Source organism: Williamsia herbipolensis, from assembly GCF_036153515.1.
In the GTDB taxonomy this organism is placed as follows: domain Bacteria; phylum Actinomycetota; class Actinomycetes; order Mycobacteriales; family Mycobacteriaceae; genus Williamsia_A; species Williamsia_A herbipolensis.
This window is the reverse complement of the sequence record NZ_CP108021.1, coordinates 2,533,003-2,556,915: the sequence shown is the minus strand read 5'-3', so window position 1 is coordinate 2,556,915 and position 23,913 is coordinate 2,533,003. Positions and strand designations below refer to the sequence as shown.

Genomic DNA, 23,913 nt, shown 5'->3' with positions numbered 1-23,913 from the left:
AACTCCTCGCGTGACGGTGAATCGCACACGACGAGTCGTCGTACGCAGACCGCCACATCGTGTTGTCGCGGAGGGGTCAAGTCCAGAACCGGACACGGCGTGGCGTGAAACTCGTGATGCGGTTGTTATCGCATGGGGCTGTTGTGACTACTAATCGGACACTATCGTCGCTGGAGTCCCATCCATACGCACGCATCACGATGTTCGCCCAACCGCAAAGGACCCCAGCCGATGGCACAACGGGCCACCGACCGACGTCTGCTGACCTCGGCAGCTCTCGGTCTCGCGCCCGTTCTCGTGCTCGGCGCGGGAATCCTCGGCGTCGGGGCCGTCGTCGCGCACCGCGAGATCTCCGAGCCGGTGACCCTGTCGGTGGGCAGCCAGGTCACGTTGATCGGCCACGGGTTCGGACACGGGCGCGGGATGGGGCAGTACGGCGCGTACGGCTACGCCAAGAAGGGTTGGACGGCCGATCAGATCCTCAACCATTACTACGGTGGCACCACCGCGGGGAAGACGGACAAATCCGTGACCGTTGCGCTCACGCGCAACACCACGGCGAATGTGCGTGCGGACGCCGGGATGAGGGTCGGTGGGCAGACGGTGGCGCCCGGACAGGCGGTTCGACTGTCCGGGACCACCGCCACCATCACCGCGGGATGCGGTGGCGCGGTGGTCCGCACCGTCACGGTGAACCCGCCGACGATCGACCCGATCAACACCGCGAGCAACCGGCCGGCCAACGAGTGGCTCCGGTTCTGCGGATCGAACGACGCCTACCGCGGCTCCATCGGCCTCGACGGTGGCCGCGTGGTCAACATCGTCGGCGTCGACGACTACACCAAGGGCGTCACGCCCAAGGAGAGCCCCGCCCGCTGGGCCGATTCCGGTGGCGCCGAGGCACTCAAGGCCCAGGCCGTCGCCGCGCGCACCTACGCGCTGGCCGCCACGGCCAAGGGCAAGAAGATCGACGACACGATGATGTCGCAGGTGTACGGCGGGGCCGGCAGCGAGGATCCGCGCACCAACGCCGCCGCCGACGCGACCGCAGGCCAGATCCGCGTGGTCGGGGGCCAGCCCGCGTTCACCGAGTTCTCCTCCTCCACCGGCGGGTACACCGCGGGTGTGAACTTCCCCGCCGTCGTCGACGACGGTGACACCGAGTCGCCCAACCACAACTGGACCGCCACCGTCGGGTCGGGCAGCATCGCCTCGGCCTTCGGCGTGGGCGCTCTCACCGGGTTCCAGGTGATCCAGGCCAACGGCCTCGGGGCCGAGAACGGCCGGGCGATCAAGGTCCGCATCTCCGGCAGCTCGCGCACGGTGGAGGCCACCGGCGACGAGGTCCGTTCCAAGCTGCAGCTCAAATCCGCCTGGTTCACCGTCCAGGGTCAGGCGAAACCGCAGATCGTCGCGCCGCCCGCGGGTGTCGGGGCGAGCACGGCCACCCTGCCCGGCGTGCCGTCGGTGCCCGGTGGTGTGCTCCCGTCGCTGGTCGACGCGGTCACCGGCGCGCTCGGAGGTCTCGTCAGCCCGTCCACACCGGGAGCGCCCTCGGCACCGAGCACGCCCGCGACACCCGGTGCGCCCACCGGGAGCGACCTGTCGACGCTGATCAGCGGACCCATCTCCGCATTGCTCAAGGCCGCGATCGCGGCCATCGACGCCAAGATCGTCGAATACGGCGGCCCCTCGGGACTCCTCGGTCAGGTACTCACCCCCGTCCTGCAATTGGCGGGTGGCGGGTTCCTCCAGAAGTTCGCGAACGGCAACGTCTACTTCAGTCCGCAGACCGGGGCGCACGCGCTCGGCGGGTCGGCGCTCACCGACTACGTGGCCAAGGGGGCCGAGGGAGTCCTCGGCCTGCCGACCGCCGACGCCGGCATCCCCACGAGGTGACCCCGGCCGGGTGCACCCGATCGGCGGTGACCCGGTGGGCCATCGCCGTCCGTTACCCTGAGGCCCCGTGGCACCTGACAACGCAGCACCCGATTCCTCCTACGACCTGATCGTCGTGGGGTCCGGATTCTTCGGACTCACCGTCGCCGAGCGCACCGCGTCGCAGCTGGGCAAACGGGTCCTCGTGATCGACCGCCGGAACCACCTAGGCGGCAACGCGTACTCCGAGCCGGAGCCGACCACGGGCATCGAGATCCACAAGTACGGGGCGCACCTGTTCCACACCTCCAACAAGGTCGTGTGGGACTACGTCAACCAGTTCACCGACTTCACGAACTATCAGCACCGGGTGTTCGGCCTCTACGAGGGCCAGGCCTACCCGCTGCCGATGGGACTGGGGATGATCAACCAGTTCTTCGGCAAATCGCACACCCCCGACGAGGCGCGCGCCCTGATCGCCGAGCTGTCCGCCGAGTTCGACAGCGACACCGCAGAGAACTTCGAGGAGAAGGCCATCAGCCTGATCGGCCGGCCGCTCTACGAGGCGTTCATCAAGCACTACACGGCCAAGCAGTGGCAGACCGATCCGAAGAACCTGCCCGCCGGCAACATCACGCGCCTGCCCGTCCGCTACACCTTCGACAACCGGTACTTCAACGACACCTACGAGGGACTGCCGGTCGACGGCTACACCGCGTGGCTGCAGAGCATGGCGAACCACGACCTCATCGAGGTGCGCCTGGAGACCGACTGGTTCGACGTGCGCGACGAGATCCGGGCCGCCAACCCCGATGCGCCGGTGATCTACACCGGTCCCCTCGACCAGTACTTCGACTACTCCGAGGGCGAGCTGGGCTGGCGCACACTCGATTTCGAGACCGAGGTGCTCGAGACCGGCGACTACCAGGGCACCCCGGTGATGAACTACAACGACGGCGACGTGCCGTTCACCCGCATCCACGAGTTCCGGCACTTCCACCCCGAGCGGTCCTACCCGAAGGACAAGACGGTGATCATGCGGGAGTACAGCCGCTTCGCCGAGTCGGGCGACGAGCCGTACTACCCCATCAACACCCCCGACGACCGGACCAAGCTGGCCCGCTACCGCGATCGCGCCAAGGCCGAGACGGCCTCGCAGAACGTGCTTTTCGGCGGTCGGCTGGGCACCTACCAGTACCTCGACATGCACATGGCGATCGCGAGCGCCCTGACCCTGTACACCAACACCGTGGCGCCGCACCTGCGTGACGGCGCGCCGCTGGTGGAATCCGAGTGACGGCCCAGACGCTGCTGCAGCGCGTCATCTTCCCCCGCCGGGGTGAGCCGCTCGACGTCCGCGCGCTCTACCTCGTGGAGTCGGAGAACAACGCCCGTCGCGCGCACGCCCCGACCCGTACGTCGGTGGCACTCGGCGCCGATTCCGAGGTCAGCTTCGAGACGTACTTCAACGCCTTCGCCGCGTCGTACTGGCGGCGCTGGAGCATCCTCGAGTCGGTCGTGTTGCGCGTCGAGGTCGTCGGGACCTGCCGTGTGGACGTCTACCGCTCCAAGAGCGACGGCGCCCGCATCGGCATCGGCGGCGACCTGGTGCCGCTCGATCCCGAGACCGGCACCGGCGTCATCGAGTTCACCCTCGACCTCGGGCCGTTCGAGGACGGCGGATGGATCTGGTTCGACGTCACCACCGACACCGACGCCGAGATCGTCGCCGCAGCCTGGTACGCCCCGATCGACGCCCCCGGTGGCGACGACACCCGACGGGTCACCATCGGCATCCCGACCTTCAACCGGCCCGACGACGCCGTGGCCGCACTGGCCGCCCTCACCTCCGACCCCCTGGTCGACGAGGTCATCGACGCGGTCATGATGCCCGACCAGGGCACGAAGCTGGTCCGCGAGCAGGACGGGTTCGACTCCGCCGCAGCCGCTCTCGGCGACCGACTGCGGATGTTCAAGCAGGGCAATCTCGGTGGATCCGGTGGCTACTCGCGCATCATGTACGAGGCGCTGCACCAGACCGACAGCCCCTACATCCTGTTCATGGACGACGACATCGCGATCGAGCCCGATTCGATCCTGCGGGCTCTGGCCATGTCGCGGTTCGCGCGCGACCCCATGTTGGTCGGCGGGCAGATGCTCAACCTGCAGGACCGCAGCCATCTGCACTGCATGGGCGAGAGCATCGACCGCAACCGCTTCATGTGGACTGCGGCGCCGTTCGTCACCTACGACCACGATTTCGCCAAATACCCACTGCGCGACCGCAAGAACTCGAAGAACCTGCACCGCCGGATCGACGTCGACGGCAACGGCTGGTGGATGTGCATGATCCCGCGGCAGTGCGCCGAGGACATCGGGCTGCCCATGCCGCTGTTCATCAAGTGGGACGACTGGGAGTACGCGCTGCGGGCCCGCAAGGCCGGTTACCCGACGGCGACCGTGCCCGGGATCGCGATCTGGCACATGGCGTGGAGTGACAAGGACGACGCCATCGACTGGCAGGCCTACTTCCACCTGCGCAACCGGTTGGTGGTCGCGGCCATCCACCACGACGGCCCGGTGAACGGCATCGTCACCTCCATGGCCAAGGCCACGGTCAAACATCTTCTGTGCCTGGAGTACTCGACGGTCGCGATCCAGAACGAGGCCATCCGCGACTTCCTCGCCGGCCCCGATCACATCCGCGATCTGCTGCCCACGGCACTGCCGAAGATCGCCGCGATGCGCAAGCAGTACCCCGACGCCGTGGTGCTTCCCTCGGCGACGGCGTTGCCGCGCACCAGCGGCGAGGCGACAGCACTGGGTGTCAACGCGCCGAGCAACCCGATCACCAAGATGCGTGCCCTGGGTTCGGCCGTGGTCAACAACCTGCGTCCGGCCGATCCGCGACACCACGAGGTGCCGCAGGCCAACTACCCGCCGATCGAGGCGCGCTGGTTCAGCCTCGGCCGCGTCGACGGCGTGACGGTGACCACCGCCGACGGACGCGGCGTCGTCTACCGACAACGCGACCGCGACATCGCCGCCGCGCTGCTGCGGGAGTCGTTGTCGCTCAACCGCCAGGTGAAGGCCCGGTTCGACGAGATGCGCGCCACCTACCGCGCCGCCGCCGCCGACCTCACCAGTGAGGAGAGCTGGGAACGTGTCTTCGCACAAGAGTGATGGGCAGAACAGTGACCGCGCCGTGTCGGGAGAGGACGCGATCCTCGTGGGCATCCAGTCGGCGCTGGCCGACCGCCCCGGGGTGCTGCCGATCGCGCGCGGCATGTCGCACGTCGGTGAGCACGCGCTCGGATGGATGGCGGCGGCCGGGATCGGTGTCGTGGTGTCGGAGCTCCGTGGCGACGAGGTCGCAGCCGCGCGGTACGCCCAGGCCGGGGTCGGTGCCTTCGGTGCCCACGCGGCGTCGGTGATCATCAAGCGCATCGTGCGACGCCCGCGGCCCGCGCACCCCCGCATCGCCGTCGGGGTGTCGACCCCGAGCCGGTTGAGCTTCCCCTCGAGCCACGCGACCTCGACGACCGCAGCGGCGATCCTGCTCGGCCGGGCGGCCGGACTCCCGCCCGCGGCCCTGCCCGCGGTGCTGGTGGCACCCATGATGCTGTCGCGACTGGTGTTGGGTGTGCACTATCCGTCCGACGTCGCCGCCGGCGCCCTGGTGGGAGCCGCGTGTGCAGCCGCGACCACGCGCAGTGACAGACTGGCTGCGCGCGTGACGCCACGGGTGTGGCGTGCCCTGAGCAGTTCTCGGGGACCGATGCGCGGCATGGGAGTGAGATGAGCGAGGAGCCGGTCGAGACCGCCGAGGTCAAGGGCCCGCCGAAGAACCTGACGAGCGGGCTGATCAAGGCCGTCCGTCCCCGGCAGTGGGTGAAGAACGCGCTCGTGTTGGCGGCTCCGCTCGCCGCCGGCGCGGTCGACGACGGCACGGTGCTCTCCCGCGCGGCGATCGCCTTCGTGGTGTTCTGCATGGCCGCGTCGTGCATCTATCTCGTCAACGACGCCCTCGACGTCGAGGCCGACCGCGCGCACCCCACCAAGCGCTACCGTCCGATCGCCGCAGGCGTGGTGCCGCGGTCGTTCGCCTTCGCCCTCGCGATCGTGCTCGGCGTCGGCGCGCTCGCGCTGTCGTTCCTGGCCAACTGGCATCTCGCGGCGGTCATCGCGGTCTACATCGGCATCCAGCTTGCCTACTGCTTCGGCCTCAAACACCAGGCCGTCCTCGACATCTGCATCGTGTCGTCGGGCTTCCTGCTCCGCGCCATCGCCGGTGGTGTCGCCACCGAACTGCCCAACGGCCTCTCGCAGTGGTTCCTGCTGGTGATGGCCTTCGGGTCGCTGTTCATGGCGGCGGGCAAGCGCTACGCCGAACTGCAGCTGGCCGAACGGACCGGCGCCAAGATCCGCAAGTCGCTCGAGTACTACACGACCACCTACCTGCGGTTCGTGTGGACGCTGTCGGCCACCGCGGTCGTCCTCTGTTACGGACTGTGGGCCTTCGACAAGGAGGCCGGTCACAGCGACAACGTCTGGTACGCGGTGTCGATGGTGCCGTTCACCGTCGCGATCCTGCGCTACGCGGTCGACGTCGACGGCGGTCAGGCCGGTGAGCCCGAGGAGATCGCGCTCGGGGACCGCGTCCTGCAGTTCCTCGCGGTCGCCTGGTTAATATGCGTGGGTGTCGCGGTCTACATCGTCAGCTGAGGCTGACATCACAGATCGCACAGCCATCACCTCCGAGCGCCCCGTGAGCGCGTCCTCCCGTGTCCGCTCGGCGCTGCCCACGGGCACCTTCGCCATCAGCGCCGTGGTGGTCGCGGCGCTGTTCGCCTCGGGCGCCTGGCAGCGTCGTTGGATCGCCGACGACGGCCTCATCGTGCTCCGCACCGTCCGCAACCTGCTCGCAGGCAACGGTCCGGTGTTCAACAAGGGCGAACGTGTCGAGGCGAACACCTCGACGGTGTGGACCTACCTCATCTGGTTCTGGACCTGGATCACCGACGCGCAGATCGAGTACGTCGTCCTGTGGATCGCCCTGGTGCTCTCGGTCGCGGCCCTGCCGCTGGCGATGTTCGGCACCTACCGGCTGCTCGGCATGTCCGAGCGCGCACCGGCCGCGCACCGCGCCGCGGTGGTCCTCGTCGTCCCGCTCGGTGCGCTGGTCTACATCGCCCTGCCGCCCGCGCGTGACTTCGCGACCAGCGGTCTCGAGGTGTCGCTCTGCATCTTCTGGGTCGCGGTCCTCTGGTGTCAGGTCGTCGCGTGGTCGCGTCGGTCACCGGAGACCACCGGTGTCCGCGCCAACGCCGCCACCCTGGCCCTGGGGTTCACCGCGGGGCTCTCGCCGCTGATCAGGCCCGAACTCGCGATCGTCGGCGCGCTCGTGCTGCTGTTGGTCTTCGCCACCACGATGACGTGGCGCATGCGGATCGCGTTCGTCGCGGTCGCCGCTGTGCTCCCGGTCGGCTACCAGATCTTCCGGATGGGTTACTACGGGCTGCTCATCCCGAACACGGCCGTCGCGAAGGACGCGAGCGGCTCGAAGTTCGAGCAGGGGTTCCGCTACCTGGGCAACCTCTTCGGTCCCTATGTCCTGCTGTTGCCGCTGATCGTGGCGCTGCTCGCCCTCGCGCTCGTGTGGTTCGCACGGTCGCGGTCGCTGCCCACGCCGGTCCGGTCGGCCTCGGTCGGTCGTGTCGCGCGATTCCGGTCGCGCCTGCGGTCGCCGGGCGCGGTCGTCGTGGTCGTCCTCGTCGCCGGTCTCCTGGAGGCGGTCTACTGGCTGCGCCAGGGCGGCGACTTCATGCACGCGCGCGTGCTGCTCGTCCCGCTGTTCCTGCTCATGCTCCCGGTGATGGTGCTGCCGATCGCGGTGCCCACCTCGCTGCGGGGCGCGGGCGGCGGGATCGTCGGTGTGGGAGTCGCGGTCGCGTCGACGGCCTTCTTCGTGACCACGGTGGTGTGGGCGATCGTCACCTCGCACTCGCCCGGCATGCCCAACGGCACCGACATCGGGCGCAGCGGCATCGTCGACGAACGGCGCTACTACATCCAGAACATCGGGATCGAGCACCCGGTCACCGCCGAGGACTACCTCAACTACCCGCGCATGCGCGCGATGGTGGAGTCGATCGCCGAGCACTCCGACAAGGGCGGCGTGTTGCTGCCCTCGGGCAACTACGACGAGTGGTACTACGACCCGCTGCCGGTGCCGCCGCCGGCCGGCGTGCCCAAGCAGATCACCGTCTTCTTCCTCAATCTCGGTATGACGAGCATGAATTCGTCCCTCGACGTCCGTGTGATCGACCAGATGGGACTGGCGTACCCGATCGCCTCGCACACCGAGCGCCTCGAGGACGCCCGCATCGGTCACGACAAGGATCTCGACACCGAATGGGTGATCGCCGAGAGCGGCGCGGTGCCGATCTACCCGTTCCTGCCGCTCTACCTCGACCAGGACTGGGTGCGACAGGCCAAGGAGGCGTTGACCTGTAAGCCGACACAGGATCTCATCGCGTCCTACGAGGCGCCGATGAACCTGACGCGCTTCCGTCGGAACCTGGTGCAGTCGTTCGATTTCACCGACTACCGCATCGATCGTGTGCCGCGCTACGAGCTGCAGCGGTGCCGTCTGCCGATCCCCGCGCCGGTCGGGCAGCGCTGATCCGTGACGTTCGCGATCGTTAACATATCGGTTGTGTAACGCGGTGCCGCCTTCGACCGATATGGTCACACGGACCGGTTTCGGCAGGTCACGCCGGTGTGACGGTTTGCCGACGGAACGAGATCGCAGGTTTGTCAGACGCAATGGCATCCAATAGGCTCCGTTCGGCGCACGTGGATGGCTCCGCGTTGCCGAAATGAGATCGAAGACGGTCGGCCGGTTCGGCGTCGTCGAACGCCGGAAGACCACCGACACCGTCGGTGTGGACAGAGTTGCCGACTTCGTCGGTGGCGGACAGAGAGAGAGCACCACTCGATGCGTGTGAGTTCACGAGCCCGCAGGTCCGGGACCCAGTTCTCGATGATGAAGCGCCTGATGGCCGCATTCGTGGCGCTCGCCGCGATGTCGTCGGTCGCCGTGGTCGTCGGATCGGGCACCGCCTCGGCCGCACCCCGCGTGCAGCAGTACTTCATCGACGGCTGCGGCATGCCCGCGGTGAAGGTCCGTATGTGGACCAAGCCCGGCAACTACAAGACCGTCATCGCGCTCGACGGTCTCCGCGCCACCAATGACATCAGCGGCTGGGAGCACAACACCCGCATCCAGGACATGGCCGACTCCGGCGTCAACGTTGTGGAGCCCATCGGTGGACTCGCCAGCTTCTACAGCGACTGGAACGCGCCCAGCAACTTCAACAACCAGCCCTACCGCTACCGGTGGAGCTGCGCGATCAACCAGCGCCTGATCCCCGAGCTCGACCGTCGCGGCCTCGCCGTCGGCCGTACGGGCAAGTACGCGATCATGGGCATCTCCATGGGCGGCAACTCCGCCATGGTGATCGGCGCGAACAACCCGCGCATCGACCACATGTTCTCGATGTCGGGCTACCTGAACCTCTCGGCCCCCGGTATGCGCGAGGCCATCCGTATCGCCCTGCTCGACGCGGGCATCGAGGCCGGCGTCGGCCCGTTCAACTCCGACTCGATGTGGGGACCGCCGACCAGCGTGCGCTGGCTGGAGAACGACCCGTTCGTGCAGATCGGCAAGATGCGCGGCAAGAAGGTCCGTGTGGCCTCGGGCAGTGGTCTCCAGGGCCGTTTCCCGACCGACTTCCTCGGCCTGATTCAGGGCGCCCCGCTCGAGGCGCTGTCGCTGGCCCAGTCGCGTGCCTTCCAGGTGCAGGCATTGGTCAACGGCGTCCAGATCACCTCGGACTTCCCGTCCACCGGTCTGCACGCCTGGGGCTACTGGTCGGACATGGTGTTCCGCGCCAAGAACCAGGGATGGTTCCGGGACTGACACCCGCCCGCGACTGGTGAGTCACAGAAACCTCACAAGTCACATCAATTCACAGTAGTCACAGTGTGGCGTCCACACTTCGCAGCGCCCTACGTGTAGACCTCTACACGTAGGGCGTTCTGCTGCCGGTGACGATGCCGGAATCGACGGTTCACGAGACCGTCGACCACGAGCAGAACCGATGGTGGCGAAGGAGTATCGGTCGATGCGGGTGTGGCGGCGCGGAGTTCTCGGGGCAGCAGCCGGTCTGACCGCGCTCCTCATGGTCAGCGGTACGGGCGTCGCGGCGTCGGCGCCGGACGGTTCCGACGCGCCCGCCGCGTCGGGCTCCTCGTCGGCACCGGCCGCGCCGGCATCGTCGGCCGATCCCGCCCCAGCCGCCACCTCGGTGGCCCCGGTCGCGGGCGTGCGGGTGACCAACACCTTCTGGTACTCCGACCGGCGCGTCGCGATCTGGGTCTACTCGCCGGCGATGGGCACCAACATCCAGGTCCAGCTGCTGCTGGCCCGCGACTGGAACCAGTCGCCCCAGGAGCGCTTCGCCCAGCTGTACATGCTCGACGGCCTGAGGGCCCAGAACGACAACAACGGTTGGACCATCAACACCGACGTCGAGAACTTCTACAAGGACAAGAACGTCAACGTCGTCCTCCCGGTGGGCGGCGAGTCGAGCTTCTACACCGACTGGAAGCAGCCCGACAACGGCAAGAACTACCAGTGGGAGACGTTCCTGACCAAGGAACTCCCGCCGATCCTGCAGGGTCAGTGGCGGTCCACCGACGTCCGCGGCGTCGAGGGTCTGTCGATGGGCGGCAGCGCCGCGATGATGCTGTCCGAGCGCAACCCCGGCTTCTTCCGCTTCGCGGCGTCGTTCTCGGGCATCCTGCAGCTCAGCTCGTTCGGCATGCCGCAGGCCGTGCAGTTCGCCGTCCGCGACGCCGGCGGATACGACTCGGCCAAGATGTTCGGCCCGCCGTCGGATCCGGCGTGGAAGGAACACGACCCCTACCTGCACGCCGACAAGCTCAAGGGGATGAGCCTCTACGTCTCGTCGGGCAACGGTCTGATCGGCCAGTACGACACACCGTCGACGCTGCCGTACCTGGCCACCAACTATGCGGGTGTCGGGCTCGAGGTCCTCTCACGCGTCACCTCCACCCAGTTCGCCACCACGCTCAACCGGATGGGCATCGCCGCCCAGGTCGTGTACCGGCCGTCGGGCACCCACACGTGGCCGTACTGGGAGTTCGAGATGCATCAGGCGTGGCCGCAGGCCGCCCGTGCGCTCGGTGTCGCCTCCGACACCCCCAAGTGCTCGGTGAGCGGTGCCATCCAACCCGTGTCGGTCAAGCATCGTGAGCTCGGCGAGTGCCTCACGCCCGAGTACGGCGTCCCCGGCGGCCGTGCCCAGGACTTCCGCGGCGGACGTGTCATCTGGTCGGCATCGACCGGCGCCCACGTGGTGGCCGGGGCGATCGGCGGCGCCTACGTGGCCGCCGACGGCCCGGGCGGATACCTCGGGTTCCCGGTGAGCGACGAGCTCGGCACGCCCGACCGCAAGGGACGTCTCAACAAGTTCCAGCGCGGCTACGTCTACTGGACGCAGGCCACCGGCGCCCACCCGGTGACGGGGGCCATCCTGGCCGACTGGGGCAAGAGCGGTTACGAGCGCGGACCGCTCGGGTACCCCACCGGCGACGAGGTCGACACCCCGAACGACAAGGGGCGCGTCCAGGGATTCCAGATCGGCGCCTACTACTGGACGGCGGCGACCGGCGCGCATTCGGTGCAGGGCGAGATCATCAAGAAGTACGCCAAGACCGGGTACGAGGGCGGCTACCTCGGGTTCCCGACCAGCAACGAGATCGGCGCGGTCCGCGGCGGCCGGTTCAACCGCTTCGAGGGCGGCAACATCTACTGGACACCTGCCAAGGGTGCCTTCGCACTCCCGAGCGGACCCGTCTTCGACGCCTGGGCGACCGTGGGCTTCGAGGGTGGCCGCCTGGGCTACCCGATCAGCGACCAGTTCCAGGTCACCGGGGGTGACCGCGTCAACTTCGAGCGCGGGTACATCGAGGTCGTCAACGGGGTCGCGACCATCCGCTGACGCCGATGGGTAGCCTGGCGCAGGCCGTCGGGGCGCGTGAGCGTCCCGGCGACGACAGACCAGATCAGCGAGGACGTGAGATGAACAAGCAGTGGATGCGGGTGCTCGTGGCGACCGCCGGGGCCGCGGTGACCGTGGGGGTCGCCGGATGTGGCAGCGGCGACTCGACCGTCAGTGCCCCCGACAGCGTGTCGAGCTCGGTCACGACGAGTTCGTCGGTGCCGTCGTCGGGGGCCGCCTCCTCGAGTGCGGCGTCGTCCACCGCCTCGAGCAGTGCTCCCGAATCCGGTTCGGCCGCAACCGCGCCCGGCACACAGACGTCGGCGCCCGCGGGCTTCCCCGGTGGCGCGTCGCCGGCTCCGCAGGGCAGCAAGGGTGCGGCCTACCTCGCCGAACTCAAGCGCACCGGCGTCGAGTTCCCGAACGATCCCGACAACGCGGTTGCGTTCGCGACCGCGGAGTACGTGTGCTCGAGCAAGGCCTCCAACACCGACGCGCTGCAGATCAAGACCTACGTCACCGCGTTCGTCGCCTCGGGCACCACCGACGCCGCGGCGGCCTCGGCCAAGGCCGACAAGGTGATCGCCGCCGCCACGTCGACCTACTGCAAGTAGCCCGCCATGCCTCCCCGGCCCCGCACCACCGATCCACGCCGTCGTCGGCGTCGGATCGTCATCGGCGTGATCCTCGGCGTCGTGGTGCTCGCGATCATCGCGATCATCCTGGTGGTCGCCCTCATCGTCTCGCTGCTGCGTCCGTCCCCACCGGGACCGGGGCCCGGTCCGGGACCGTCGAGCAGTGCGCAGCGTCCGAGCGCGCAGTCGGCCGACTGCCCCGACGTGCAGGTGATCGTCGTACCCGGTACCTGGGAGTCCTCGGCGAACGACGACCCGTACGCGCCGTCGGCGAACCCGGCGTCGTTGATGCTGAAGGTGTCCAAGCCCCTCGGTGAGGCTTTCCCGGGCTCGCGGGCCGATGTCTACACCGTTCCCTATGTCGCGCAGTTCCGTAACCCGACGAACCCGGCCGACCGCACCACCGACTACAACACCTCGCGTGCGCAGGGCACGGCTCGTGCCAAGGGCAAGATCACCGAGGTCAACCAGCGGTGCCCGCTGACGAGCTATGTCCTGATGGGCTTCTCGCAGGGCGCGGTCATCGTCGGCGACATCGCCTCCGACATCGGCAACGGACGCGGACCGGTGGCGCAGGACCTCGTGCTCGGCGTGGGCCTCATCGCCGACGGTCGGCGCCAGCCCGGCGAGGCGAAGACGCCGGGCCCCGACCCGAAGGGCGTCGGCGCCGAGGTGGCGCTCGGCGGGTTCGGCGGGATCGTCCCCGGCATCGCGATGACCGGTGGCCGGCCCGGCGCGTTCGGCGACCTCAAGGACCGCACCTATTCGATCTGCGCCGAGGGTGACCTCGTGTGCGATTCGCCGACCATCCTCAACCCGATCGACGCACTCGGGAAACTCGCGGGCGCCATCAACAACCCGGTCCACGCGCTCTATGCGACCACGCGGTACTGGAACGACAACGGCGCCTCGGCCACCCGGTGGATGTTCGGGTGGGCCCGGTCGCTGATCTCCGACGCCCCCCGCCCACCGCACACCTGACCCGGTGTGCGCACGCGGACAGGAGTTGGGTACCGCAGGTCTGCCCACGTATCGTGTCCGGCGTTCACCCGACCGATTCGCCCTGCTGATCGGCGACACCGCCGATCGCACGACATGAGGAGTGCCGATGACGACCGACGCAGCCGCCACCACCCCGGCGTTGCGCCCGTTCCGATTCGCGGCCGGAGGTGAGGGCAACCGCGACGAGGGCGGCGCCCGCAAGTTCGTGGCCCTCGCCCAGCGGGCCGAGGAGTACGGGTTCGACACCTTCGCCATCCCCGACCACCTCGAGAACCAGGTCGGGCCGCTGGCCGCGCTCGGTGCGTTGAGCCAGGCGACCAGCACCATCCGGTTGGCGACGACGACGCTGGCCGCCGGCATGCGACACCCCGTGGTCCTGGCCAAGGAGGCCACCACCATCGACGTGCTGTCGAAGGGCCGCCTCGAACTCGGTATCGGGGCCTCGTGGCTGCGTGAGGACTTCGAGTCCGCCGGGATCCCGTTCGGCACGCCGGGCGAGCGTCTCCGCCAGCTCGACGAGGCGTTGCAGATCCTCGACGTGCTCCTGCGCGGTCAGGAGTGCACCTTCTCGGGCGACTACTACCAGGTCAAGGGTGTCGTCGGGGCGCCACGACCGCGTCAGGGACCGCGTCCGCCGATCATGGTCGGTGCGGGCGGCCCGCGCATGCTCGAGCTCGCCGCACAGCACGCCGACATCATCTCGGTGGCCACCGGCAGCACCCCCGACGGTCTGCTCAAGCTGTCGGACATGACGATCGAGAAGACCATCGAGCGCGTCGACCGGATCCGTCGCGCCGCCGGCAGCCGATTCGACGACATCGAGCTGAACTGGACGATCGCCACCATCCTCATCACCGACGATCGCGCGTCGACCGCCGAGATGATCCTCGGTGCCATCGACAGCGGCTTCCCGCCGAACCTCGCGAAGGACGCCGACCTCACCGTCGACGACATCCTGGCCTCGCCCTACATCATGTGCGGGTCGTTCGAGGAGATCGCCGAGCAGATCCGTACCGTGCGCGAGCGCACCACTATGTCGTATGTGGGGGTGTTCCCGACACAGATGGATGCCTTCGCACCGGTGATCCCACTGTTGAGGGGAACATGATGCCCGCCGTGCGGGGTGACGTGCGACCACAGTTTGCAGGGGTGAACCCGACAGACCGTTCGCAGCGGCTAACATACTCGGAGTTTGACGTGCCATCGGCAGCGTCGGCCGTGGGGAGCCGAGGGTGTCGGTCACACTGTGGTGCGTTCAATCGAAGGAAACGCTGGGGGACGGATCCGAGGCCAGGTCATCGACGACTGCCCGACGATTCCCGGCGCCGCCGAGCCACGACGTGGACCGGCTGTAGCGACGACGGCGACCGACGATCGGGGTAGACGATGTCAACAGGAGTCCACATGAAGAACGCGTTCGACGATTTCCTCGATGAGACCGGCAACATCCACTTCAGCGACGACGACACCCTGGTCGACTACGTGGAGCGCAACGTCCGCGACAAGGCCGACACCCTGGCCTACCGGTTCATGGACTACAGCCGCGAGCGCGACGGCGAGGCCATCGAGCTGACCTGGGCACAGTTCGGCAAGCGCCTGCGCGCCATCGCCGCGCGCCTGCAGCAGGTGACCAAACCGGGCGACCGCGTCGCCATCCTCGCGCCGCAGTCACTCGAGTACGTCATCGGATTCTTCGGCTCGCTGTACGCGGGCAACATCGCGGTGCCGCTGTTCTCCCCGGACGAGCCGGGCCACACCGACCGCCTGCACGCGGTCCTCGGTGACTGCACCCCGAGTGCGATCCTCACCGCGTCGAAGTCGGCCGAGGCGGTCCGCGACTTCTTCAAGCACCTCCCGGCCAAGGAGCGGCCGCGTGTGATCGCGGTCGACGCCGTCCCCGACTCGGTCGGCGAGACGTGGCGCCAGCCGAAGCCGCACCTGCACGACATCGCCTACCTGCAGTACACCTCGGGGTCCACGCGCACCCCCGCCGGCGTCGAGATCACCTACGAGTCGGTCTCGGCGAACGCGCTGCAGATGATCGAGGCGATGCACCTCACCGACGACTCGCGTGGGGTCACCTGGCTGCCGATGTTCCACGACATGGGCCTGCTGACCATCATCATCCCCGCGCTGGGCGGCAAGTACATCACCATCATGAGCCCGGCGGCGTTCGTCCGGCGGCCCGGTCGGTGGATCAACGAGCTCGCCGCACTGAGTGACGGCGCGGGCACCTTCGCGGCCGCGCCGAACTTCGCCTACGAGCACGCCGCGGCCCGTGGCCTGCCGCGTGAGGGCGAGACCCTCGATCTGAGCAACGTCATCGGTCTGATCAACGGCAGCGAGCCCGTCACGGTCAGCTCGATGAAGAAGTTCACCGAGGCCTTCGAGCCCTACGGCCTGTCGAAGACCGCGATCAAGCCCTCCTACGGCATGGCCGAGGCGACGCTGTTCGTCTCCACCTCCACGCGCGACACCGAGGCCAAGGTCATCTACGTCGACCGCGAAGCCCTCAACGAGGGTCGGTTCGAGCTCGTCGACGAGACCACCCCGGGTGCCGTCGCGCAGGTCTCCTGCGGACAGGTCGCGGTGAGCCAGTGGGCGGCGATCGTCGACTCCGAGACCGCCACCGAGCGCCCCGACGGCCACGTGGGGGAGATCTGGCTCAACGGCATCAACCTCGGCCACGGGTACTGGGGCAACGAGGCCGAGACCAAGAAGACGTTCCGCAACAGCCTGATCCACCCACTGGAATCGGGCAGCCACGCCGAGGGCGCGCCGGACAACGACCGGTGGCTGCGCACCGGCGACTACGGCGTGTGGTTCGAGAACGAGCTGTACGTGACCGGTCGCGTGAAGGATCTCGTGATCGTCGACGGCCGCAACCACTACCCGCAGGACCTCGAGTTCAGCGCGCAGGAGGCCAGCACCGCGCTGCGCCCCGGTTTCGTGGCCGCGTTCGCCGTGCCCGCCAACCAGCTGCCCGCCGAGGTGTTCGCATCGTCGGCGAGCGGCCTGAAGTTCGACGCCGACGACGCCTCCGAGCAGCTCGTCATCGTCGCCGAGCGCAACACCGGTAAGCGCGCCGATCCGCAGGAGGTCGCCGACATCGTGCGCGCGGCCATCGCCCAGCGGCACGGTGTGATGGCGCGTGACGTGCTGATGGTGCCCGCGGGATCGATCCCCCGTACCTCCAGTGGCAAGATCGCCCACACGGCGTGCAAGAACGCCTACATCGACGGAACGCTGCGCGGTGGCCACACCCAGACGGCCTTCCCCGACGCTCCTGACGCCACTCCATAGACTGGATCTCGATGTCTGAACTGAATAGCGACACCCACGTCCCCACAGCACCCGACGCTGACCCGGCGACCAGCAACGACGGCGAGACGGCCGGCGATCTGACGGTCGCCGAACTGCGCGACTGGTTGCGGGACTGGGTCTCGACCGCCACCGGCATGCCCGCCGACCAGATCTCCGACGACCGTCCGATGGAGGAATTCGGTCTCGCCTCGCGTGACGCGGTGGCCATGGCCGCCGACATCGAGGACAAGACCGGGGTCCTGCTCACCGCGACCGTCGCCTACCAGCACCCGACCATCGCGTCGCTGGCCAAGCGCATCATCGAGGGCGATCCCGACGAGGGTCTCGAGGTCGACGAGGACGCGGCGTTCTACCACCGCGATCGTCCCGCCGACGACGACATCGCGATCGTCGGTGTCGCGACCCGTTTCCCCGGCGCCGGCCACACCCCGGAGTCGACGTGGGATCTGTTGATCAACGGCCGCTCGGGCACCGGGGATCTCCCCGAGGACCGGTGGACGGAGTTCAAGGCCGAGCCGCGACTGGCCAAGGTGCTCGCCGAGAGCAACATCCGCGGTGGCTACCTCGACGACGTGAAGGGCTTCGACGCCGACTTCTTCCAGATGTCGCCGCGCGAGGTCGAGATGGTCGACCCGCAGCAGCGGCTCGCGCTCGAGCTCACGTGGGAGGCACTCGAACACGCACACATCCCGCCGAGCGATCTCAAGGGCGGACAGGTCGGTGTCTACATCGGCAGCTCCACGAACGACTACCAGATGCTCGCGGTCGCCGATCCCGAGGCGATGGGCGACACCGCGGCGTACGCGCTGACCGGTACGTCGACGGCCATCGTCGCCAACCGCGTCTCGTACTTCTACGACTTCCACGGCCCGTCGGTCGCGCTCGACACGGCGTGCTCGTCGTCGTTGGTCGCCGTGCACCAGGCCGTGCGCAGCCTCCGTTCGGGGGAGACCGACGTGTGCGTCGCCGGTGGCGTCAACATGTTGATCTCGCCCGCGGCGACGCTCGGTTTCGACCGCGTCGGTGTGCAGGCGAAAGACGGTCGTATCAAGGCGTTCTCGGCCGACGCCGACGGCATGATCCGCGGCGAGGGCGGCGGGTTGATGATCCTCAAGCGCGTCGCCGACGCGCGCCGCGACGGCGACACCATGCTCGCGATCATCGCCGGCTCGGCGGTCAACTCCGACGGGCGGTCGAACGGTCTGCCCGCGCCGAACCCCGAGGCGCAGGTGGCGATGCTGCGGACCGCCTACCGCGACGCCGCGATCGACCCCCGCTCGGTCGACTACATCGAGGCGCACGGCACGGGCACCATCCTCGGTGACCCGATCGAGGCCGATGCGCTCGGACGCGTCCTCGGGCGCGGCCGCGACATCGACAAGCCGACCCTGCTCGGCTCGGCGAAGACGAACTTCGGCCACCTCGAGTCGGGTGCGGGCGCGGCGGGTCTCATCAAGCTGGTGCTCGCGTTGCAGAACGACAAGCTGCCCCCGTCGCTGAACTACGCGGGCCCCAACCCCTACATCCAGTTCGAGGCGACCCGACTGCGGGTCATCACCGAAGCCACCGACTGGCCGCGCTACGGCGGTCACGCCGTCGCGGGTGTGTCGGGCAACGGTTTCGGCGGGACCAACGCGCACGTGGTGGTGCGCGAGGTGCTGCCCACCGACCTCGTCGAGCCGACATCGGTACCGGTGCCCGCGACGTCGGGGGTCAGCGATCTCGATCAGGCCGATCTGTCGCACTCCTCGGCTGACCGCGGTGACATCGACCCGTACGACGACGATGACGACGAGTACCTGACCGACGCCGAGAAGGCCGCGCGTGGCATGTTCGCCACGAGCGCCGCCGCGACGGTCGAGGAGATCGCCCCGACGGTCGATCCGCTGGCCGGATACGCGCCGAGCACGGTGGCCGGAGCCGTGGTGCCCCTGGTGATCTCGGGCTTCCTGCCCTCGCGTCGCCGCAAGACCGCGACCGACCTGCTGGAGTGGCTCGAGTCCGATGAGGGCCGTGCCACCCCGCTGGCCGACATCGGTCGATCGCTTGCCCACCGCAACCACGGCCGCAGCCGCGCGGTGATCATGGCCCACAGCCACGACGACGCCGTCGCCGGAGTGCGCGCGGTGGCCGAGGGCAAGAACAGCCCGCTCGTGTTCAGCTGCGACACCCCCGACCCCGCGTCGGCGGTGTGGTTGCTGTCGGGCTTCGGCTCACAGCACCGCAAGATGGCCAAGCAGCTGTACCTCGACAACCCCGTGTTCGCCGCCGCGGTCGACGAGGTCGACGGCTTCGTCCAGCACGAGCTCGGCTACTCCATCGCGGAGATGTTCACCGACGACGAGCAGACCTACGGCATCGAGACCGCGCAGGTCGGCATCTTCACCATCCAGGTCGGCCTGTTCGAGCTCCTGCGTCATCACGGCGCGCAACCCGGTGTGCTGGTGCCCCATTCGATGGGCGAGGCGTCCGCGGCGTACCTCAGCGGTGGGTTGTCGCTCGAGGACGCCACCCGCGTCATCTGCCAGCGCTCGCGTCTCATGGGCGAGGGCGAGGCCAGCCTCGAGGGTGACGACATCCGCCTGATGGCGCTGGTGGAGTACAGCGCCGACGACATCACCGGCGTCCTGGCCGACTACCCGGGTCTCGAGATCTGCGTGTACGCCGCCCCGACCCACACCGTCATCGGTGGACCCGAGGCCGAGGTCGACGCGATCGTGGCGCGGGCGGAGTCCGAGGGCAAGCTCGGTCGCAAGCTGCAGACCAAGGGTGCGAGCCACACCGCGCAGATGGACCCGCTGCTCGGTGAACTCGCCTACGAGCTCACCGGTATCGAGCCGCTGCGGCCCACCGTCGGCTTCTACAGCTCGATCGACCGTGAGACGTTCTACCGTCCGGGCCACGAGCCGGTCCACACCATCGAGTACTTCACCAAGGGCCTCCGGCACTCGGTGTGGTTCTCACAGGCCATCGCGAAGTCCGTCGAGAACGGGCACCGCACCTTCATCGAGTTGTCGCCGAACCCGGCGGTGCTGATCTCGGTCGCCGCGGTCACCTTCGGTGCCGGTCTGCACGACGCCGAGCTCATCGAGACGTTGCGGCGCAAGGAGGACGAGAACCTCGGGTGGGTCACCGCCCTGATGAAGCTCTACGTCCACGGCCACCGCGTCGACGTGGCGTCGCTGTTCGGTGCCGGCGAGTTCGCCGACATCCCGCGGACGCGCTTCGAGCGCAAGGACTTCTGGATGCGTGCGGTCATCAACGGCGGCGCGGGCGCCAACCGCGTCCCCGGTTCGCACGTCGCGCTGCCCGACGGGCGTCACGCGTGGGAGGTGGCGGCCTCGGTCGTCACCGATCCGCGGGAACTCGTCGCGGCTGCCGCGACGCAGGTCCTCACCGACATCCGCGTCGGCGCGGTCGAGACCCGCGGCGAGATGCCGACGGCCGGAACCGTCACCACCACGTTCACCCCGCACCCCGGCGGCGGTTCGCTGCAGGTGCACGGCAAGGACGCCGGCGGTGCCTTCACGCTGCTGGCCGACGCCGTGGTCACCGCGGGCGCCGCACTGGGCGGCACCGCCGTCGCGGGCGAACCCATCACGACCCCCACCCCCGCCGAGGCGGCCCGCGCGTCGGGCTTCGTCGACGAACGCGTGACCGTCGAGCCCGAGATCGTCGAGGACGCCGGTGCGCGATGGGATCCCGAGAGCGGACAGAGCGTGGACGACCGTGTCGCGTCGATCATCGCCGAGTCCATGGGCTACGAGGCCGAGGACCTGCCGCGGGAGATCCCGCTGATCGAGCTGGGTCTCGACTCGCTGATGGCGATGCGGATCAAGAACCGTGTCGAGTACGAGTTCGACATCCCGCAGATGCAGCTGCAGGCGATGCGCGAGGCCGATCTGCGCGACGTCGTGAAGTTCGTCAGCTACGCCGTGGAACACCGCGACGAGGTGGCGGCCCTCGCCGCCGACGCCGAGGGCGGCGGCGAGATCGACACCGCGGCCATCGCCGAGCTGATCGACTCGACCTCCACGCCGGCTGCCGCGGCCGCACCTGCCGCCGAGCCGACCGCCCCTGCGGCGGAGCCGGACCCCGTACCGACCGAGGCCGCGCCGAGCGAGCCCGCACGTCCCGCCGCGCAGGCGGGCGACCTCATCAGTCAGGCCGCGGTGGCCGCGGCCGCAGGTGCCGACGTGCCCCCGCGTGATGCGGCCGAGCGGCTCACATTCGGTGTGTGGGCCATGGTCACGGGCACCTCGGCCGGCGGCATCTTCAACCCGCTGCCCGTGCTCGACGAGGAGACCGCCGAGAAGTTGACGGCACGGCTCTCCGAGCGGGCCGGCGGCGAGATCGACATCGAGGACGTGCTCGACGCGCAGACCATCGAGGACCTCTCGACCTACGTGCGTGACCAGCTCGAGGGCGGACAGGTCGACGGCTTCGTGCGGTACCTGCGCACAGTCGAGAACCCGACCCGCCCACCGCTGTTGCTGTTCCACCCCGCGGGTGGGTCGTCGATGGCGTACGAGGCGCTCATCAAGAAGTTGCCCGCCGACCTCCCGGTGATCGGTTTCGACCGGGTCGAGGGCACCATCGAAGAGCGTGTGCTGCAGTACATCCCGAAGCTGCGTGAGGTGGTCCCCACGGGGCCGTATGTGCTGGCGGGGTGGTCGCTCGGTGGCGCACTGGCCTACGGCTGCGCACAGGTGTTGCGCGAGCAGGGTGAGGATGTCGCGATGGTGGCACTGCTCGACGCGGTGCGGCCCAACGGTTCTCCCGAGGAGACCACCGACGAGAAGCGTGCCCGCCTCGAGCGGTACATGACGTTCGCCAAGCGCACCTACGGTGTCGACGACGTGCCGGTCCCGATGGACCGACTCGTCGAGGCCGACGACGAGGGTCAGTTCCGCATCATCATGGAGCTGCTGTCGATGAGCAACGCCAAGATCCCCGGCGGCATCATCGAGCACCAGCGCACCTCGTTCCTCGACAACCGCGCGTTGTCGACGATCGAACCGACGCGGTACGACGGCAAGGTGGTCCTCTACCGCGCCGACAAGATGCAGGACGGCGCAGTCGAACTCGAGCCCCGGTGGGGTGACATCCCCGAGGACGGTCGCTGGGGTGAGGTCGTCGACGACCTCGAGATCGTGCACATCGGCGGCGATCACCTCGCGCTCATCGACGAGCCCTACATCGGGCGGATCGGTGCCGATCTCACCACGCGGCTGGCCGACATCACGCGGCACTCGGCCGCAGCGAGCGCCTCAGGAGGCACCAACTAGTGGACACCACCGCAGCCAAGCTGGCCGACCTCCGAGCACGACTGGAGGTCGCGAAGGAACCGGGTGGCGAGAAGGCGATCGCCAAGCGTGCCGCGAAGGGGATCTGTTCTCCGCGTGAGCGTCTCGCGATGCTCTTCGATCCGGGTACCTTCGTCGAGTTCGGTCAGCTGGCCAAGCTGCCGGGCACCGACTCGAGCGGCTACGGCGACGGCGTGGTGACCGGACACGGTCTCGTCAACGGCCGTCCGGTCGCAGCGTTCAGCCACGACCAGACCGTGTTCGGCGGAACCGTGGGCGAGGTGTTCGGTCGCAAGGTGTCGATGCTGATGGAGTGGGCGGGCAAGATCGGCTGCCCCATGGTCGGCATCAACGACTCCGCCGGCGCCCGCATCCAGGACGCGGTCACCTCGCTGGCCTGGTACGCGGAGATGGGACGACGCAACGATCTGCTCTCGGGTCTCGCGCCGCAGGTGTCGGTGATCCTCGGCAAGTGCGCCGGCGGCGCGGTCTACACCCCCGCCAACACCGACATCCTCGTGGCGGTGAAGGACTCGAGCTACATGTTCGTCACCGGTCCCGACGTCATCAAGCAGACCACAGGCGAGGAGATCGACGCCGAGGATCTCGGCGGCGCCCACAACCAGGCGCGTTGGGGCAACATCCACCACATCGCCGACACCGAGGCCGACGCCTTCGCGTGGGTGCGCGAATACCTCGACTACATGCCCTCGACGTGTCACGAGAAGCCCCCGGTGATCAACCCGGGTCTCGAGCCCGAGGTCACCGAGAGCGATCTGGGTCTCGACGACTTCCTACCCGACAACGACAACGCCGGCTACGACATGCGCGACATCCTCGTCCGCATCTTCGACGACGGCGCGTTCCACGAGGTGTCGGAGATCTTCGCGCCCAACATCATCACCGGGTACGCGCGCGTCGACGGTCACAGTGTCGGTGTCGTCGCCAACCAGCCCAGCGTGATGGCCGGTGTCCTCGACACCGACAGCTCGGAGAAGGCGACGCGATTCGTCCGCATCTGCAACGCCTTCAACATCCCGCTGGTGTTCGTCGTCGACACCCCGGGCATCCTCCCCGGCGTCGCCGAGGAGGCCAAGGGCACCATCCGGCGCTCGGGCAAGTTCCTCTTCGCCTACGTGGAGGCCGACGTGCCGAAGGTGACCGTCGTGGTCCGCAAGGCCTACGGCGGCGCGTACGCGGTGATGGGCTGCAAGCAGCTCGGCGCGGACATCAACTTCGCCTGGCCCACGGCCAAGATCGCCGTGATGGGTGCCGAGTCGGCCGCGGCGATCCTCACCCGTCGGCAGACCGAGAACGCGACGCCGCACGAGGCGGACAAGATCCGCACCGACTTCATCAACTTCTACAACACGATGATGGCGACGCCGTATCTCGCGGCCGAACGCGGCTACGTCGACGCCGTCATCGAGCCCTCACAGACGCGCCTGCAACTACGCAAGGCGTTGGCGCAGTTGCGCGACAAGCAGATGTCGCGCACACCGCGCAAGATGCTGCTGATGCCCGTCTGACTCGGCGGGAACGCTCTCGGGGTCCGCACGACGGCCGTCCACTGGACCCGATCACAGTTGACCGGTGCGTGGCTGCCCATCTCGACAGCTGTTGAGTAATGCCGTACTCAGCGGTATCGCGCGACGTTATTCTGCGGGCGCCGCCCCT

General features: G+C 68.5%; 14 protein-coding genes. All 14 read left to right on the top strand.

The window, feature by feature from the left end; genetic code table 11:
* The first annotated feature begins 231 nt into the window (after positions 1 to 231).
* The 14 genes from OG579_RS11415 to OG579_RS11350 all read left to right on the top strand — a co-directional run bounded on the left by OG579_RS11415 (position 232) and on the right by OG579_RS11350 (position 23,765).
* On the top strand, positions 232 to 1,899 hold the full coding sequence (locus OG579_RS11415) for a SpoIID/LytB domain-containing protein (protein WP_328856026.1): 1,668 nt from the start codon (positions 232 to 234) through the stop codon (positions 1,897 to 1,899).
* 67 nt (positions 1,900 to 1,966) lie between these two features.
* Complete coding sequence (gene glf / locus OG579_RS11410) at positions 1,967 to 3,175, top strand: UDP-galactopyranose mutase (RefSeq protein WP_045821166.1); 1,209 nt, start codon at positions 1,967 to 1,969, stop codon at positions 3,173 to 3,175.
* Positions 3,172 to 5,061 (top strand): glycosyltransferase, encoded by a 1,890-nt coding sequence (locus tag OG579_RS11405; protein WP_328856025.1) that lies wholly within the window; start codon positions 3,172 to 3,174, stop codon positions 5,059 to 5,061. Before glf ends, OG579_RS11405 begins: the two co-directional genes overlap by 4 nt.
* Complete coding sequence (locus OG579_RS11400) at positions 5,042 to 5,680, top strand: phosphatase PAP2 family protein (protein ID WP_328856024.1); 639 nt, start codon at positions 5,042 to 5,044, stop codon at positions 5,678 to 5,680. Before OG579_RS11405 ends, OG579_RS11400 begins: the two co-directional genes overlap by 20 nt.
* Positions 5,677 to 6,603: a decaprenyl-phosphate phosphoribosyltransferase gene (locus tag OG579_RS11395; RefSeq protein WP_055784143.1), complete on the top strand. Its 927-nt coding sequence runs from the start codon at positions 5,677 to 5,679 to the stop codon at positions 6,601 to 6,603. Before OG579_RS11400 ends, OG579_RS11395 begins: the two co-directional genes overlap by 4 nt.
* A gap of 43 nt (positions 6,604 to 6,646) precedes the next feature.
* On the top strand, positions 6,647 to 8,563 hold the full coding sequence (zomB, locus tag OG579_RS11390; RefSeq protein ID WP_328856023.1) for a flagellar motor control protein ZomB: 1,917 nt from the start codon (positions 6,647 to 6,649) through the stop codon (positions 8,561 to 8,563).
* A gap of 360 nt (positions 8,564 to 8,923) precedes the next feature.
* Complete coding sequence (locus tag OG579_RS11385) at positions 8,924 to 9,862, top strand: alpha/beta hydrolase (protein ID WP_408068666.1); 939 nt, start codon at positions 8,924 to 8,926, stop codon at positions 9,860 to 9,862.
* Between the two features lie 181 nt (positions 9,863 to 10,043).
* Positions 10,044 to 11,969, top strand: a complete 1,926-nt coding sequence (locus tag OG579_RS11380) for an alpha/beta hydrolase-fold protein (protein ID WP_328856022.1) — start codon at positions 10,044 to 10,046, stop codon at positions 11,967 to 11,969.
* Positions 11,970 to 12,049: 80 nt separating this feature from the next.
* Positions 12,050 to 12,583 carry a DUF732 domain-containing protein gene (locus OG579_RS11375; protein WP_328856021.1) on the top strand — a complete coding sequence of 178 codons (534 nt, stop codon included), beginning with the start codon at positions 12,050 to 12,052 and terminating at the stop codon, positions 12,581 to 12,583.
* A gap of 6 nt (positions 12,584 to 12,589) precedes the next feature.
* Positions 12,590 to 13,585, top strand: coding sequence for a cutinase family protein (locus OG579_RS11370; protein ID WP_328856020.1), 996 nt, complete (start codon positions 12,590 to 12,592; stop codon positions 13,583 to 13,585).
* A gap of 127 nt (positions 13,586 to 13,712) precedes the next feature.
* On the top strand, positions 13,713 to 14,714 hold the full coding sequence (locus OG579_RS11365) for an LLM class F420-dependent oxidoreductase (RefSeq protein WP_055784137.1): 1,002 nt from the start codon (positions 13,713 to 13,715) through the stop codon (positions 14,712 to 14,714).
* A 296-nt stretch (positions 14,715 to 15,010) separates the two neighbouring features.
* Positions 15,011 to 16,909: a long-chain-fatty-acid--AMP ligase FadD32 gene (gene fadD32, locus OG579_RS11360; protein WP_328856019.1), complete on the top strand. Its 1,899-nt coding sequence runs from the start codon at positions 15,011 to 15,013 to the stop codon at positions 16,907 to 16,909.
* An 11-nt stretch (positions 16,910 to 16,920) separates the two neighbouring features.
* The gene (pks13, locus tag OG579_RS11355; RefSeq protein WP_328856018.1) at positions 16,921 to 22,218 is read left to right on the top strand and encodes a polyketide synthase Pks13; all 5,298 of its coding nucleotides are present in this window, start codon (positions 16,921 to 16,923) and stop codon (positions 22,216 to 22,218) included.
* Positions 22,218 to 23,765 carry an acyl-CoA carboxylase subunit beta gene (locus OG579_RS11350; protein WP_328856017.1) on the top strand — a complete coding sequence of 516 codons (1,548 nt, stop codon included), beginning with the start codon at positions 22,218 to 22,220 and terminating at the stop codon, positions 23,763 to 23,765. The genes pks13 and OG579_RS11350 overlap by 1 nt, the downstream gene beginning before the upstream one ends.
* Positions 23,766 to 23,913: the final 148 nt, after the last annotated feature.

Bases quoted from the DNA above. Each gene is read 5' to 3' on its own strand.
- OG579_RS11415 (WP_328856026.1), top strand. From the start codon at position 232: ATGGCACAACGGGCCACCGACCGACGTCTGCTGACCTCGGCAGCTCTC.
- OG579_RS11395 (WP_055784143.1), top strand. From the start codon at position 5,677: ATGAGCGAGGAGCCGGTCGAGACCGCCGAGGTCAAGGGCCCGCCGAAG.
- OG579_RS11385 (WP_408068666.1), top strand. From the start codon at position 8,924: ATGATGAAGCGCCTGATGGCCGCATTCGTGGCGCTCGCCGCGATGTCG.
- OG579_RS11380 (WP_328856022.1), top strand. From the start codon at position 10,044: ATGGTGGCGAAGGAGTATCGGTCGATGCGGGTGTGGCGGCGCGGAGTT.
- OG579_RS11375 (WP_328856021.1), top strand. From the start codon at position 12,050: ATGAACAAGCAGTGGATGCGGGTGCTCGTGGCGACCGCCGGGGCCGCG.
- OG579_RS11370 (WP_328856020.1), top strand. From the start codon at position 12,590: ATGCCTCCCCGGCCCCGCACCACCGATCCACGCCGTCGTCGGCGTCGG.
- OG579_RS11365 (WP_055784137.1), top strand. From the start codon at position 13,713: ATGACGACCGACGCAGCCGCCACCACCCCGGCGTTGCGCCCGTTCCGA.
- fadD32 (WP_328856019.1), top strand. From the start codon at position 15,011: ATGAAGAACGCGTTCGACGATTTCCTCGATGAGACCGGCAACATCCAC.
- pks13 (WP_328856018.1), top strand. From the start codon at position 16,921: ATGTCTGAACTGAATAGCGACACCCACGTCCCCACAGCACCCGACGCT.